Annotated in this window: 10 protein-coding genes; 2 read left to right on the top strand and 8 right to left on the bottom strand. The window is 57.1% G+C overall.

The features are described 5' to 3' along the window. Window positions 1–8: 8 nt before the first annotated feature. Window positions 9–644, bottom strand: coding sequence for a hypothetical protein (locus ACWJJK_RS22830; RefSeq protein ID WP_077728296.1), 636 nt, complete (start codon window positions 642–644; stop codon window positions 9–11). A 517-nt stretch (window positions 645–1161) separates the two neighbouring features. On the opposite strand from ACWJJK_RS22830, the gene ACWJJK_RS22825 reads away from it, so the two are divergent. Both ACWJJK_RS22825 and ACWJJK_RS22820 read left to right on the top strand, forming a co-directional pair. Then, entirely contained in the window at window positions 1162–2085 is a 924-nt protein-coding gene (locus ACWJJK_RS22825; protein ID WP_156879904.1) for an SPFH domain-containing protein, read from the top strand. Further along, window positions 2086–2526 carry an NfeD family protein gene (locus ACWJJK_RS22820; protein ID WP_156879903.1) on the top strand — a complete coding sequence of 147 codons (441 nt, stop codon included), beginning with the start codon at window positions 2086–2088 and terminating at the stop codon, window positions 2524–2526. A gap of 11 nt (window positions 2527–2537) precedes the next feature. On the opposite strand, the gene ACWJJK_RS22815 is transcribed toward ACWJJK_RS22820, so the two are convergent. The 7 genes from ACWJJK_RS22815 to ACWJJK_RS22785 all read right to left on the bottom strand — a co-directional run bounded on the left by ACWJJK_RS22815 (window position 2538) and on the right by ACWJJK_RS22785 (window position 12679). Further along, window positions 2538–4526 carry a DUF3488 and transglutaminase-like domain-containing protein gene (locus tag ACWJJK_RS22815; protein WP_156879902.1) on the bottom strand — a complete coding sequence of 663 codons (1989 nt, stop codon included), beginning with the start codon at window positions 4524–4526 and terminating at the stop codon, window positions 2538–2540. After that, window positions 4523–5476 (bottom strand): DUF58 domain-containing protein, encoded by a 954-nt coding sequence (locus tag ACWJJK_RS22810; RefSeq protein ID WP_086133824.1) that lies wholly within the window; start codon window positions 5474–5476, stop codon window positions 4523–4525. The genes ACWJJK_RS22815 and ACWJJK_RS22810 overlap by 4 nt, the downstream gene beginning before the upstream one ends. A gap of 1 nt (window position 5477) precedes the next feature. Then, a complete protein-coding gene (locus ACWJJK_RS22805) occupies window positions 5478–6392 on the bottom strand; it encodes an AAA family ATPase (RefSeq protein ID WP_156879901.1) in 915 nt (304 codons plus the stop codon). A 752-nt stretch (window positions 6393–7144) separates the two neighbouring features. Further along, entirely contained in the window at window positions 7145–9766 is a 2622-nt protein-coding gene (locus ACWJJK_RS22800) for an EAL domain-containing protein (RefSeq protein ID WP_240506885.1), read from the bottom strand. Next, complete coding sequence (locus ACWJJK_RS22795; protein WP_156879900.1) at window positions 9763–10221, bottom strand: hydrogenase maturation protease; 459 nt, start codon at window positions 10219–10221, stop codon at window positions 9763–9765. Before ACWJJK_RS22795 ends, ACWJJK_RS22800 begins: the two co-directional genes overlap by 4 nt. A gap of 2 nt (window positions 10222–10223) precedes the next feature. Continuing rightward, window positions 10224–11738, bottom strand: a complete 1515-nt coding sequence (locus tag ACWJJK_RS22790; RefSeq protein WP_454128514.1) for a nickel-dependent hydrogenase large subunit — start codon at window positions 11736–11738, stop codon at window positions 10224–10226. After that, window positions 11738–12679 (bottom strand): NADH-quinone oxidoreductase subunit B family protein, encoded by a 942-nt coding sequence (locus ACWJJK_RS22785; RefSeq protein ID WP_077728305.1) that lies wholly within the window; start codon window positions 12677–12679, stop codon window positions 11738–11740. Before ACWJJK_RS22785 ends, ACWJJK_RS22790 begins: the two co-directional genes overlap by 1 nt. Between the last annotated feature and the right edge of the window lie 219 nt (window positions 12680–12898).

The raw sequence follows: 12898 nt of genomic DNA, 5'->3' as shown, positions 1-12898 counted from the left end.
GTTCGCTCTTATTTGTGAATTTTGACCCGGAAATATTCGGGATCGGCATCACCGGTCAAATCGACCATTGACGAGAAAGAACGAACCTCGCCCCGCTCCAGCATATCCAAATTCGGCGTGCCGTCTTGGTGAAAACCGATTTTGGACACGCCGACTTGAACGCCGACCCGGTCGAAAAAAAGGACATCCACCTCGGGATGGATGAGCGTCAAGTCGGTATTGTGCATAACGATCTTATACTCGTAATGTTTATCCGAGTTCTTGCCGGCGACGGTGAAAACGATGTTTTTCACATAGCCTAGATCGAGCGGAATCACTTTATCGAACTCGAGCTTGGTCAAGTTCGGCAAGCGAGACGTCGTTAGTGCAGCGATGTCGGCCCGCAGTTTTTCGACTTCCGGTTTCAGGGCTTGAAGCTCCAGCGCCTGTTTCTTCTCCAATACGGTCAAATCCAGATTTTCCTGTTCACTTAGAGTCAACTGGATAAACAAGACCAAAAGCGCCGTGGTTTCTACGACCAACACAATGGATAAAAGAAAAATCAACCTCGTCTTGGACGACGAGCGGCGATGTTTGCCTCGAGACGAATACGCTTGCACGTTATCCGTCGCATTTGCGGAGTCATTGTTCGATAGCCTGTACATTTTTTCTCCTTAGGCAACACCTTACCATCTCTATGAGTACGCTCGACGAGGTTTCGCATATCTGCCATACATTCCGGTACGGCCGTAAAGCGATCTCCCCCTTTCCGAAGACGCCAAGCACATACTTTCCATCCCCCGCTGGAAAACCCTTGCTAAAGTTTGTGGACAGCGTGTGCTGAACGAGCACGAAAGAGCTCGGCAAAAAATTATCCACAACTCAGCCACAGGCGTACACTGTTTTTAACACACCTTTATATATTTCTTAATGCATTGTTTAAAAAAGAAAAATAGTGAGCGTCAACAGACTTCTTCCGGCTTTGTAACTAAAGGAAAGATTTTTTGACTTGTTTACATTTGGTAATGTGGCCAATCGGGTCCGAGTCTAGATAAGCGGCTAAGCTTTAACAGGTCGCGAAAAACGAGAATATCGATTCCTGTTTGCGAAAAAGCGGCTGAGTTGCAAAAGAAAAAAGTTTCTAGAACGTTACATATTCAAAAAATCGATAAGGGGGGAGAGATGACCGCGTTTGGCGTTTTCGTATTATTTCTCTTGGTACTGTCCGTTATCTTGGTCGTACTGAGTGTCAAGTTCGTGCCTCAAGGTTCCGAATTCACGGTACAGCGGTTCGGAAAATACACCGCGACACTCAAGCCCGGCCTCAATGTGATCATGCCGGTGATCGATCAGATCGGCGCACGGATCAACATGATGGAACAGGTCTTGGACGTTCCTTCGCAGGAGGTCATCACGAAAGACAATGCCATGGTCAAAGTGGATGGCGTCGTGTTTTTTCAAGTGGTGGATGCCGCCAAAGCGGCCTACGAGGTCAGCAACCTGCAGCTTGCCATCATGCAGCTGACGATGACCAATATCCGTACCGTGATGGGTTCCATGGACTTGGACGAGCTGTTGTCGAAGCGAGACGAAATCAATGCCCGTCTGCTTTCAGTGGTGGACGATGCCACTACGCCCTGGGGTGTCAAGGTGACGCGGATCGAGATCAAGGACATTACGCCGCCGCAAGATCTGGTCGATTCCATGGCTCGCCAGATGAAGGCGGAACGGGACAAGCGCGCTGCCGTACTCGAGGCGGAAGGCTTGAAACAGGCAGCGATTCTCCGCGCCGATGGCGAAAAACAAGCGGCGATTCTCGAAGCCGAGGGGCGCAAGGAAGCCGCATTCCGCGAGGCCGAAGCCCGCGAGCGTCTGGCCCAGGCCGAGGCGCGGGCTACCCTGATGGTCTCCGAGGCCATCGGCAAAGGGGATGTTCAGGCGATCAACTACTTCGTTGCGCAAAAATACGTCGAAGCGTTGCAAACCCTCGCCGCGGCCGAAAACAGCAAGGTTATTCTCATGCCCTTGGAAGCCTCCAGCGTTATCGGCGCTCTAAGCGGCATCGGCGAAATCACCAAAGAAACGTTTTCCAAGAAGGCAAGCTAAATGGGATTCGAGATCGTTTTTTGGCACTGGTGGGCGTTCGGCGTATTTCTTCTGATCGTCGAACTCCTCGCGCCGGGAATGTACTTTCTATGGATGGCCGAATCGGCGTTCGTCGTCGGCGTGATCAAGCTGATCGTGCCGGCGCTGAGCTGGGAGTATCAGCTGATATTGTTCTCGGTACTGTCGATCGTCAGCATCGCAGTGTTCCGGCTGTTCCTCAAAAGACATCCCATCGAGACCGATCAGCCTTTGCTGAACCAGCGAGCCGCGCAATATATAGGACGACTGTTCACGCTCGAATATCCGATCGTCAACGGTCAGGGGCGGATCCGCGTGGACGATTCCACATGGAAGGTGCAAGGGGAGGACTGCGAGCCGGGAAGCAAGGTTCGCGTCGTGGCCGCCGAAGGCGTTGTTCTGAAGGTCGAAAAGGCTGCGTGAATCGCGCGCGTTTAAACCCTGAACGCTCTCACGCGTCGCCTCAGCTGGTCGATATCGCGCGGATCTGCCTGTCGTCCGTATCGGATCCGCAGAAACAGCGTGGTGATGGCGCCGATGGCCTCTTTGGCCTCGGGCCGTTCGGAGGCGGCGCGTAAAGCGAAATCACGGGGTCCTTCGCCGGTCTGTTTGACCAGCCCGTTTTTTGCCATTTTTTTGAGGAATCGATTGTAAGCCGCCATGGCGGGATCGGCCGCCTTGGGCTTTCGGCGAGGGCGCAGCCAAAGTCCGACCAGCACGCCGCAGAGGATTAACAGCGCAGTCAGCCAGGTGATCAATCCCCGCCAGTCTACGATACCCAAAGCTTCCCAAAAACGCTTCTGGTTTTCCGGGTTATAGCTCAACACCCGCTGGTTCCAAGCGTGATCGACGCTGGCCCAGATGAGACGTGCCTGATCGTACCAGTCGTGGAGATCGAAAGCGGCATCGGCCAGTGCCCGTCCGACAGGACTGAAACTGACCTCGTGATCGGCCATTTGCCGATCCAGGTCTATCCCCTGCTCGATCCGGTGCGGCGCCACGGCGGCAGTGGGGTCGACGCGCGTCCAGCCTTGTTCGGATAACCACACCTCGGCCCAGGCGTGAGCATCGGCTTGGCGTACTTCCAGGAATTTTCCAACCGGGTTCCATTGCCCTCCCTGATAACCGGTTACCACCCTCGCCGGAATTCCCGCCACCCGCATCAGATAAACGAACGCCGTGGCGTAATGCTCGCAAAAGCCCTTGCGGGTCTCGAAAAGAAAGGTGTCCACCGGCTTGTCGCGTATGACCGGCGGGTTGAGCGTGTATACGAACGGCTCCTCGCGAAAATGGAGCAGCGCCTTGTTCACGATGTCTTTTGGGTCCGACGACGACTGGCGCCAGCGTTCGACCAGCCGGAGCATGCGTGCCGAAGGTCTATCCGGCAGCTGGAGACCCTGTTCCCGCTCGGCGGGGCTGAGTTCGCCGGTTCGGTAATTCGGATAGGAGCTGATCGTGTATTGCCGGCGTTCGCCGACGTTTTGCGGCGTCAGCAGCAAATATTCGGGCGTCTGAGCGAGGTTCTCGGGAAAAACTTTGGGTAGATCCAAAGCGAAAACCCAGCGTTTTTGATGCGGCTCAAGAGTGATCGTGTAACGGTAAGCCGGTCCGGAGAATGCCGGTGCCTGAACGGTGTTCCGGCCTTGTTCCGGCGGCAGGGTCCAGCGTCTTCCATCGGTATGCCAGAACACCGGGCCTCGCCAGTAGCGCTCGGCGGGCAGCGGCAAGGGACCTTCGAAATCGGCGCGAAAAGCCGGCTCCCGCGACAAGGCGAGGCGGCTGACGCTGCCGGGCTCTATGATATCGCTGAGCCCGGTCTTTGCGCTGCTCGGATCGTCCGGAAGCTTCCACAAAGGCCCCGCGATACGCGGGAAGAATATGAACAGGACTACCATGATCGGCATGGCTTGCGCCACCAATGACGCCGCCATTCTGAACTGGGTTTTGAGCGACAGGACAGGACCCGCGTTCAGGCCGATCAATACGGAAATCAGCAAGGCAACGGCAGCCAGCGTATAGACGGCCAGGGCGATGCTCTGGGAGAACAGGTACTGAGTCAGAGCCACGAAGAACGCGAGATAGACCACCAGGTATACGTCGCGCCGGTTCCGCATTTCCATCAGTTTCAGTCCCAGGCCGACGAGAAAGAGGCTGGATCCGGCTTCGCGTCCGTAAAAGCGATGGTAATCGACGTAAACCAAAGCTGCGCCGGACAAGGTCAGAAGAAACAACAGCAGACGGCCGGGCAGCAAGGCGGGCCGATACCCTGACGCGAATCGCCAGGCCGCCATCAAGGAAAAATAAAGAACGATTGCCCAGCCGAGATTGAGAAGATGCGGTGCGGCAACGAAGAAAACACTGAATAGAAGCAGATTTTCCTGCGTCCGATCCGGCACGAACGACGTTGCTGCGGGCTTCTTCATAGATCGAACAGAGCCAGCGACTCGAGACACTTCCGGCAGTGCGATGCGCCGTGACCTTCGGCTATGGTCGTTCCTGGCAAGCTGAGGGCATATCGCATCCCAGCCTGCTCGGCATCCAACACCCAGCGGCAAAGCCGGCTCAAGCGCGCCTCCGTATCCAATCCCTTGGTATCCGTCCAGTTCAAATGAAGGACTTCCGTTTCGTCCCCCGCGTATTGCTTGATTACCGGATCGCGTCCTTTGGCCAGACTTTTCCAATGAATGTGCTTGAACGGATCGCCCGGTTGATAAGCCCGAAACCCGTGGAAATCATCGGAAGCATTTCGTGGTCGGGCACCGACATGATCGTCCTCGGAACGTGGGAAAGGCAATCGTTCCTGGGTGGGTCTCGGGTAGACCAGAACCTTATATTTCAGATTGATCGGCGACCAGGCGTAGAAGATTCCCAAAGGAAACGCGGTGCTGATGGTTACGGTGTCGAGCTCGAGCCAGCCCCGCTTTTCCGCTGGGACCCGAAGGATTGCCGAAACAGTACCCTCGGGAGGTATGTCCATCCGTAACGCCTCGGCGTCTTTCAGCCTCAACTCGATGCCATAGCGCGGCAAAGCCGCGGAGTTGGTCAGCCGCAACTCGAAAGATGCCAGGTCGCCGGCGAAGACGGGGCTCATTTTTCCGGCGCCGACGCTCAGTCCGGAAAGGTTGCGGTAGCTGTAGAACAACGAGGACATGGCAGCCGCCGCCAATAGGAAAGTGAGGATGAACGCCAGATTGTTGCCATAGTTGATGGCGGTGAGCCACTGAATCAACAGGAGCAGCGCAAGGGCCAAGCCGGATCGGCTGGGCAGAATGAAGATTCGCCGGTGAGACAACATGACCGGCCCATCGATCGCTTTTTCGCCTCGGAGGAAGCGCCGAAGGTCCAGCCGTTCCCGAAGCGGGAGCGCAGTCATCTCAAACCGCCGCAACCTGTTCCAGCATCGGCGCCACAATGACGTCGGCGTTCGTAGCGCCGCTCGATACGGGGCGCAGCCTATGCCCGCAAACCGGAGCCAATACCGCCTGCACGTCCTCGGGCAGGACCGCTTCACGGCCTTCGATGAAGGTCCAGGCGCGGGCGGCGTTCAACAGGGCGAGGCCCGCGCGCGGCGATAATCCGCATTCGTAATGACCGGATTCGCGGCTGAATCTGATCAGCGCCTGGAGATAATCCAACAGCGCATCGGAGACGTGTATGGTCCTGACCTGGTCCTGGATCGCCACTAATTCGTCCGTCTGAAGGCAGACCGGGAGTTTTTCGAGCAAAACGAAGCGGTCCTCGCCTTTGAGCAAGGCACGCTCCGACCGGCTATCCGGATAACCCAAGCTAATGCGCATCAGGAACCGGTCCAATTGAGACTCGGGCAAAGGAAACGTTCCGATCTGGCACACAGGATTTTGAGTAGCGATGACGAAAAACGGTTCCGGCAGCGAACGGGTTTCTCCCTCGACCGTAACTTGGTGTTCTTCCATCGCTTCGAGCAGCGCGCTCTGGGCTTTCGGGGTCGAGCGGTTGATCTCGTCAGCCAAGATCATTTGGTGGAAGATCGGACCGGGTTGAAAATGAAACGCATGGTTGTTCCCGTCGAAGATCGACGAGCCGACGATATCGGCCGGCAAAAGATCGCTGGTGAACTGAATGCGTTGGTATTTGAGGCCCAAAAGGTTGGCGAAAGTGTGCGCCAAGGTCGTTTTGCCGACGCCGGGTACATCCTCGATGAGTAAATGCCCCCGCGCCAGCAGGCAACAGATCGCGAGACGGATCTGACGCGGCTTGCCGAGGATGACGGTGTTGGCGGTATGGAAGAGTCGGTTTAGGGCGTTGCGCATGGAGAACCTGAGAAGTCGTTTTCGCAACGAAGTATAGCTTTGTCGGAAGACGCGACGGCGCAGAGACCGGACGCGGGCTTCCGTATCAATTCGAAAGCATCTGAATCGGTTATATCCCAAAATCCGGTATGTTTTTGGGATATAACCTAAAACGACGCCCCGATGGGTTTCTAGGCATCTTAAGCCCGCGATTCTGACCGCCCGCCGAAATGACAGCGAAGTGTTCATCTCGCTCATACGGCATAACGGACTTGGCGGAAGTCGTTGGCGCTTTCGGCTAGGGTAAATCGACTCAAGTATTTGTAGGTCGGCAATCCTTTGCCGACGAACCCGTTGGCCCAACGGCGGCGTCGGGAAGGGCGGCTTCGGCGCTCCCGGCCAGGTCGTTTGCGATTGGGGAGGGATTCCCGACCTACTCGCGAGTGCCCGTACGGTAGATATGAAAATGCTCTAAGCTCGAACCAGGGCTTTCCGAGCCGATGCGCAAACCCTTGATGCATTGGATGTCCGGCGCTAGTACAAGGAACTGCATGCCCGGGACTGCATCGGCACGCACGGCCGTTCTGGATAGAGGTCGAATTGCTACTGGAGATTAGCCTGAAAACGGACGGACTGAACGGCTGGGACAGTCTCCCCGAACAATCGATCTAGGCGAATTCGTATCTCCGCTCTATGGCTGAATGCTTGGAACTCGGGGGCTGCGCGTGCATGCTGAAAAAACGCTCAAAGAAATGCTCGGAGCGGCATTGGATTCAAGAGTCCCGCTGCTCGATAAAGTGTTTTTCGAACTCGTCCTCCGGCAGAGGGGGAGAAACGTAGTAACCCTGAATTTCGTGGCAGCCATAGAATTTTAAAAGTTCCAGTTGCTCCCGAGTTTCGACGCCTTCGGCCACGACCTTTAAATTGAGGATTTGCCCCAAAGTCACGATGGTCTTGATCAGCGCCGCTTGCTCCGAAGTCGGGTCGCCGGTGTAGGCATGGATGAAGGAGCGGTCGATCTTGATGGTCTGGACGGGCAATTTTTGCAGATAAGACAAGGACGAATAGCCGGTGCCGAAATCGTCCATGGCGATATGGATGCCGCGATCCCGGATACGGCTCAGCCGCTCGGACGCTTTTTCGATGTCGTGCATTACCAAGGTCTCGGTGATTTCCAATTCGACGGCCCCGGGATCGGTTCCTGTTTCGGCCAGCACCCGATCCAGCAAGTCGATGAAATCGTCCGCTAAAAGTTGTTTGGCCGAAAGGTTGATAGCGATTCGGAATTCCGGCAGTTTGTGCTGCCAAGCGCTGGTTCTTAAACAGGCTGTCCTGAGAATCCATTGACCGAGCGGAATGATCAGGGCCGTTTCTTCGGCAATGGTGATGAAGCGGCCGGGCGATACGATGCCCTGCTCGGGGTGCCGCCAGCGGATCAGCGCTTCAGCGCCGGTGATCCGGTTCGAAACGCAGTCGACCTTGGGCTGATAGTAGAGTAAGAACTCCTCCCGCTCGATCGCCTGGCGCAACTGGGTTTCCATCACCATGCGCTGGCGCGGCTCCTCTTTCATGTGGTCTTCGAAATAGCGGAATGTCCGGCGTCCCTTTGCCTTGGACACATACATGGCGGCATCGGCGTGTTTGGTCAAGGTGGTGAAATCCCGACCGTCGTCGGGGAATAAAGCTATGCCGATGCTGGCGCCCACGAAGATCTGATGGTTCTGAATGTGGATCGGCTTCCCCACCGTATCGATAAGTTTCTGGGCAACATCGGCGGGTTCCGCGGCATCGGCGACGTTCGACAGAATGATGGTGAACTCGTCTCCGCCGAACCGCGCCACGGTATCGGTTTTGCGCAGGCAGTTCCGGATACGCGACGCGACTTCCTTCAGCAGGTAATCGCCGGCCCAGTGCCCCAGCGTGTCATTGACATCCTTGAAATTGTCCAGATCGATGAAACATACGGCCAACCTGGTTCCGTTGCGTAGCGCCAGAGCGCTTTCGTGCTCGAACCGTTCCTTGAAGAGAAAGCGGTTGGGCAGGCCCGTCAGAGAATCGTAGTAGGCCAATTGTTCCAATTTTCTCTCGGCATGTTTCAAGCTGCTGATATCCAGGGCGACGGCCACGTAATGGGTGAGCCTGTCCCGCTCGTCGGCGACGGCATTGATGGTCAGCAGCATCGGGAAGCACTCGCCGCTCTTCCGCCGATCCCAGATTTCGCCCTTCCAATAGCCTTTGCTTAAAAGGGTTTTCCACATACGGACGTAAAATGCCTGGTCTTGCAGACCCGATTTGAGCAAACGGGTGCTTTGACCCACCACCTCCGATCGCCGATAGCCGCTGATATCACAAAATGCGTCGTTCACGTCCAGAATCGTTCCCTCGAGATCGGTGATGAAAATCGCCTCGCTGGTGTTCTCGAATACTTTGGCGTTCAGCCGCAGTTGGGTTTCCCTTGCTTTGATTTCGGTGATGTTCGTCGCCGTGATGACGGCGCCTTCCAGCTTGCCCTGCTCCGAGTGCAGCAGGTTGCCCTTCAGCCAGTAAATCGGGCCCGGGCGCTGGCGGGGCGGAACGGACAGACGGTGCTCGCCGCTATAAGATTTGTGCAAACGGATGGTCTCCAGCAGTGCCGATTTCGCCGGCCAGGGCAAAGACGGCAATTGCGCGGCGAGAAACCGTCTGTCTTCCGGAGACAGCAGTTCGTCGACAGGGGAACCGGACCACGCTTCCTCGGAGAGCCCGAGCTGGCGTTCCGCCGCTCCGTTGACCTGACGGATGCGGCCCTCCGCATCGACGACGACCAGAACATCATCCATGGTGTCCAGCACACGCTGGATGAAGCGGCTGAGAGCCTGCTGGCGTCCCATGGCTTCCTTGAGTTTCGCCTTCTGTTGCTCCGATTCCTTGAGCATGGCATCCATGCTTCGGGTGATGGCCAGGATGCGTTTTTCCTGTTTCAGATTCGCCAGCCTCAGTTTTTCGGTTTCTTCCCTCATTTGGCGGAGGGCTTCGGAATCCTCTTCCCCGCGACTTGGTTCGTGATCGGTGTTGCAAATCCAATAGGGTCCCTTCTCCGGCAAGGGGATGTTGAATCGGCCGTTGTCCACTTCGACCTTCAGTGCTGCCGAATTCAGTTCGATACGCTGGCCGTGCACCGGACAGATCAACTTTCCGCCGTCGAACAAGGGACAGTCCGTCAAATCGTGACCCTCATGCGGACAATGGGCGGGAATCGCCCAGAATTGGCCATCCCTGCTGAAAATGAGGATGTCCGTGAATCGGCGTTCGCCCGGAAAAAGAATGCGCCCCATCCAACGGGGCGGACAGGCCGTTTCGACGAGAGTCACCGATTCGACGGCGATACGGCGGCTCGGCGGGTTTAGGGGTTTCACACCGACACCAGACGCTGGATGGTACGGACCGCCTTTTCGACGGCGCGTTCCGACTTGCCGGACAGACCGGGAGAGAAAGGCTTGATGGCCCTTTTCTCGACCTCGGCCCCCACGATGATGATGTCCGGTGGCGACTCGCAGACGATTTCGAGGGCCTTCAACAAGTACGGAATACCCAAGCCATGACCGATGGGGGTTTCCCAGCGTCCGACCGTATCGTCGGGTTTGAATACGCAAACAGCGCCGGCATTCCCCGTATCGGCCAATGCGTCAACCAGAATCGCCTGACGGCAATCGGTCAAGAATTCCAGTGCACTCAGTCCGGCTATGCCCGCGTTGAACAGCTTGACGTCCTTCGGCCAAGCTAGCCGGCGGAGCTGCTGATACACGCGGACGCCGAAGCCGTCGTCGCCGTGCAATTCGTTGCCGAAACAGACGATGTGACGACCGTCCATGATCAGGGCCAGACCGTCATCCGCTTGCCCGTATCCAACAGGTGCACGGTGCAAACCAGGCAGGGATCGTGGGAGCGGATAATATGGCCGATCTCCACCGGATCGTCCGGATCGTCGACGGTAAGGCCGATCAAACTACTCTCCCAATGTCCGTGCCGGCCTTCGCTGTCCTTGGGCGATGCATTCCAGGCGGTCGGCGTGATGACCTGGTACCGGGAAATGGCTCCGTCGGTGACTTGCACCCAGTGGCCCAAGGCACCCCGTGCCGCCGTTATCAGTCCGAATCCCTCCCCGTCCGGGATTTCCTCCTCGGCAGGCGAAGTAAAGTGGGGATCGTCCAGATGGGCGGCCAGCTCGTGCAGGATCTCCCGCATTTTCTGGAGCAGCAAAGCCGTGCGGCGCAGGCGGGCGAACTGGCGCAACCAGGTGTTTCCGCCCTCCGCCCGATACAGCGAGCCGATCAGCGGATCGCCGTCGATCAGCAATTCGGCCAGGGGACCCGTTTGTACCACCTCGTTCCGATAGCGGGGCGCCTTGCTCCAGGAATAGCGATCGGAGTGGGGTTGAAAATCCGGAATGGTCTCACCGCGGAACGGATGGCGGCCGCCTTCATACGGCTCGAACCAGGAATAGCGCACGTGCTCGGCGATTTCGGCCTGATCGAAAGGTTCGATCTTCCCCGTGTCGCCATCGAGGAAGCCCGATTTGAACATCTGCCCGCCGGCCGAATCGCAGTAAGCGCCGCAGCTCAGCATATGGGAAGTTCCGAAACCGGAACGGTGCAGGCCGATGTCGCGGCTCATCCTCGTCATCAGGCCGATGGCGCTATTCGCGTGAGTGTCCGCGGCTTCGAGCCAGGCGAAGAGCTGGTCGGCGGATTCGAGCTCCAGCCAGGGACCCAGATCGGTTCCGATGACTGCCTGCTCGAACCATCGGGTCAGATTGTTGATGATGGACAGGCTGTCCAGGATGCGGCGACTGGTGGGAGGAGCCGTCACCCCGCCCGGCACCATGTAGGAGGAATGGGGCCACTGGCCTCCGAAGATGGCAACGATCCCGGGAACATGGCGCGAATGCTCCAGGGTGCCGCGATGGGCCCAGCCTTTGAAGGGCAGGAAGGCCCCCAGTGTTTTTTCGTAAAGCGGCCGGCCGGCATATTTGGGATGGCAAAAATCGGCGGTAAAGAATAGAAACGATTGCCGCAGATCGCTTTGCACCGTCTCGGCCATCAGGCATAGATTGCGGATGCGGGAAGCATTGGGGGGCACGGCAATACGACCGATTTGCTCCAGGGCCAGAACGGCCGAATAGAGATGGGCGGTGCCGCAAATGCCGCAGATTCGGGGCGTAATGACCAATGCGTCCTTAGGTCTTCGGCCTATGAGGATTTGCTCGAATCCCCGATAGAGCGAACCGATGCAGCGGGCATCTACCACTTCGCGACCTTCCAGCTCCAACTGGAATTCCAGGTCGCCTTCGACCCGATTAAGATCGATCTGGATAGTTCGTCTAGCCATCAGGGATCCATTTCTTTATTCAGGACCCGTTCAGGCGCGGCCTCGTGGGCCAGGCTCTTGTACGCCATATAATTGGCGCGTTCCACCCCCAAGGGCAGGTTTATCGGAACGGCGCCGATTTTCTCGGTGCGAAACAGATCCTGGTCCAGCGGGAAGTCCGGGGACGTACAGCCGAAACAGGGTACTCCCGCGCGGGTTTTACTGCTGCGGCCGTTCCAAAGCTCGGTATTGCAAATGGCATGCGTGGTCGGTCCCTGGCAGCCCAGGTTGAAGAACAAACAGCCCTTTTCGCCGAAGGCGCTGTCCTCGACGTCGTACTCGTGATACTCGTTCCGCGTGCAGCCTTGATGCACCAGGGAATTGAAAAAATCCTTAGGGCGGTTGAGATGGTCGAGTTCCAACGGAAGCCCGGAAGCCAGCATAGCCAGCGTCTTGGTCATGGCGTTGGGATGTGCCGGACAGCCGGAGACATTGATGACCGGCGCTCCCGCTCGCGACCGCCATTCGGCAGGCAGCAAGCCGCCGGGAAGTTTCTTGTCGAACTGGATGCCTGTGCAGTCGGTCGGATTGGGGGGTGCGGCGTGGACGCCGCCGAAGGCCGCACAAGTACCCATGGCAACCAGATAACGGCATTTTTCCGCCAGCTCCCTGACCAAACTCATCTTGGAACGACCGCGATACGGATCGTACAGGCCGGATCCATTGGGTCCGGTCATGATGCTGCCTTCGATGCACAAGATATCGAGTCTTTGCTCGTCCCTGAGAATGGCCTCGATCAGGGCGTCCAGCTTCCCTTTGGGCTCTGAGGACAAGGACGGTTGCCAGAGGATGTCGATGCCGTATTGATCCAGGAGTTCTTCCAGCGACGGACTGTCGGCGCACAGGATCGACATCGTATCGCCGCCACAGGCACCGGTTTGTAGCCAAAGTAATGTAGTCATCGGAGTTTCGATAAGGACTGGCGGAGCCGTGTTGTTCGATTTGTTAACGCTAGGTGTAGAATGTGTTGAACAATAGTGTATAGGTAAAAAGATTGCGTGGCTTTGCATCACAGAGCGTACGGGCGTGTCTTGGCTTAAACGCAATGCCAATTTTGGCGTTCGATGTAGTAAGCTATGCGCGCACTTCAGGGGAGTGCAAAACCGGTCTATCTGCCTGAA

This window comes from Methylocaldum gracile (assembly GCF_053646815.1).
The sequence above is the reverse complement of the archived record's forward strand: the minus strand, read 5'-3'. Positions and strand labels throughout refer to the sequence as shown.

Coding starts and splice junctions, on each gene's coding strand:
- ACWJJK_RS22830 (WP_077728296.1), bottom strand. CDS start 644: ATGTACAGGCTATCGAACAATGACTCCGCAAATGCGACGGATAACGTG.
- ACWJJK_RS22795 (WP_156879900.1), bottom strand. CDS start 10,221: ATGGACGGTCGTCACATCGTCTGTTTCGGCAACGAATTGCACGGCGAC.
- ACWJJK_RS22815 (WP_156879902.1), bottom strand. CDS start 4,526: ATGAAGAAGCCCGCAGCAACGTCGTTCGTGCCGGATCGGACGCAGGAA.
- ACWJJK_RS22825 (WP_156879904.1), top strand. CDS start 1,162: ATGACCGCGTTTGGCGTTTTCGTATTATTTCTCTTGGTACTGTCCGTT.
- ACWJJK_RS22790 (WP_454128514.1), bottom strand. CDS start 11,738: ATGGCTAGACGAACTATCCAGATCGATCTTAATCGGGTCGAAGGCGAC.
- ACWJJK_RS22810 (WP_086133824.1), bottom strand. CDS start 5,476: ATGACTGCGCTCCCGCTTCGGGAACGGCTGGACCTTCGGCGCTTCCTC.
- ACWJJK_RS22785 (WP_077728305.1), bottom strand. CDS start 12,679: ATGACTACATTACTTTGGCTACAAACCGGTGCCTGTGGCGGCGATACG.
- ACWJJK_RS22820 (WP_156879903.1), top strand. CDS start 2,086: ATGGGATTCGAGATCGTTTTTTGGCACTGGTGGGCGTTCGGCGTATTT.
- ACWJJK_RS22805 (WP_156879901.1), bottom strand. CDS start 6,392: ATGCGCAACGCCCTAAACCGACTCTTCCATACCGCCAACACCGTCATC.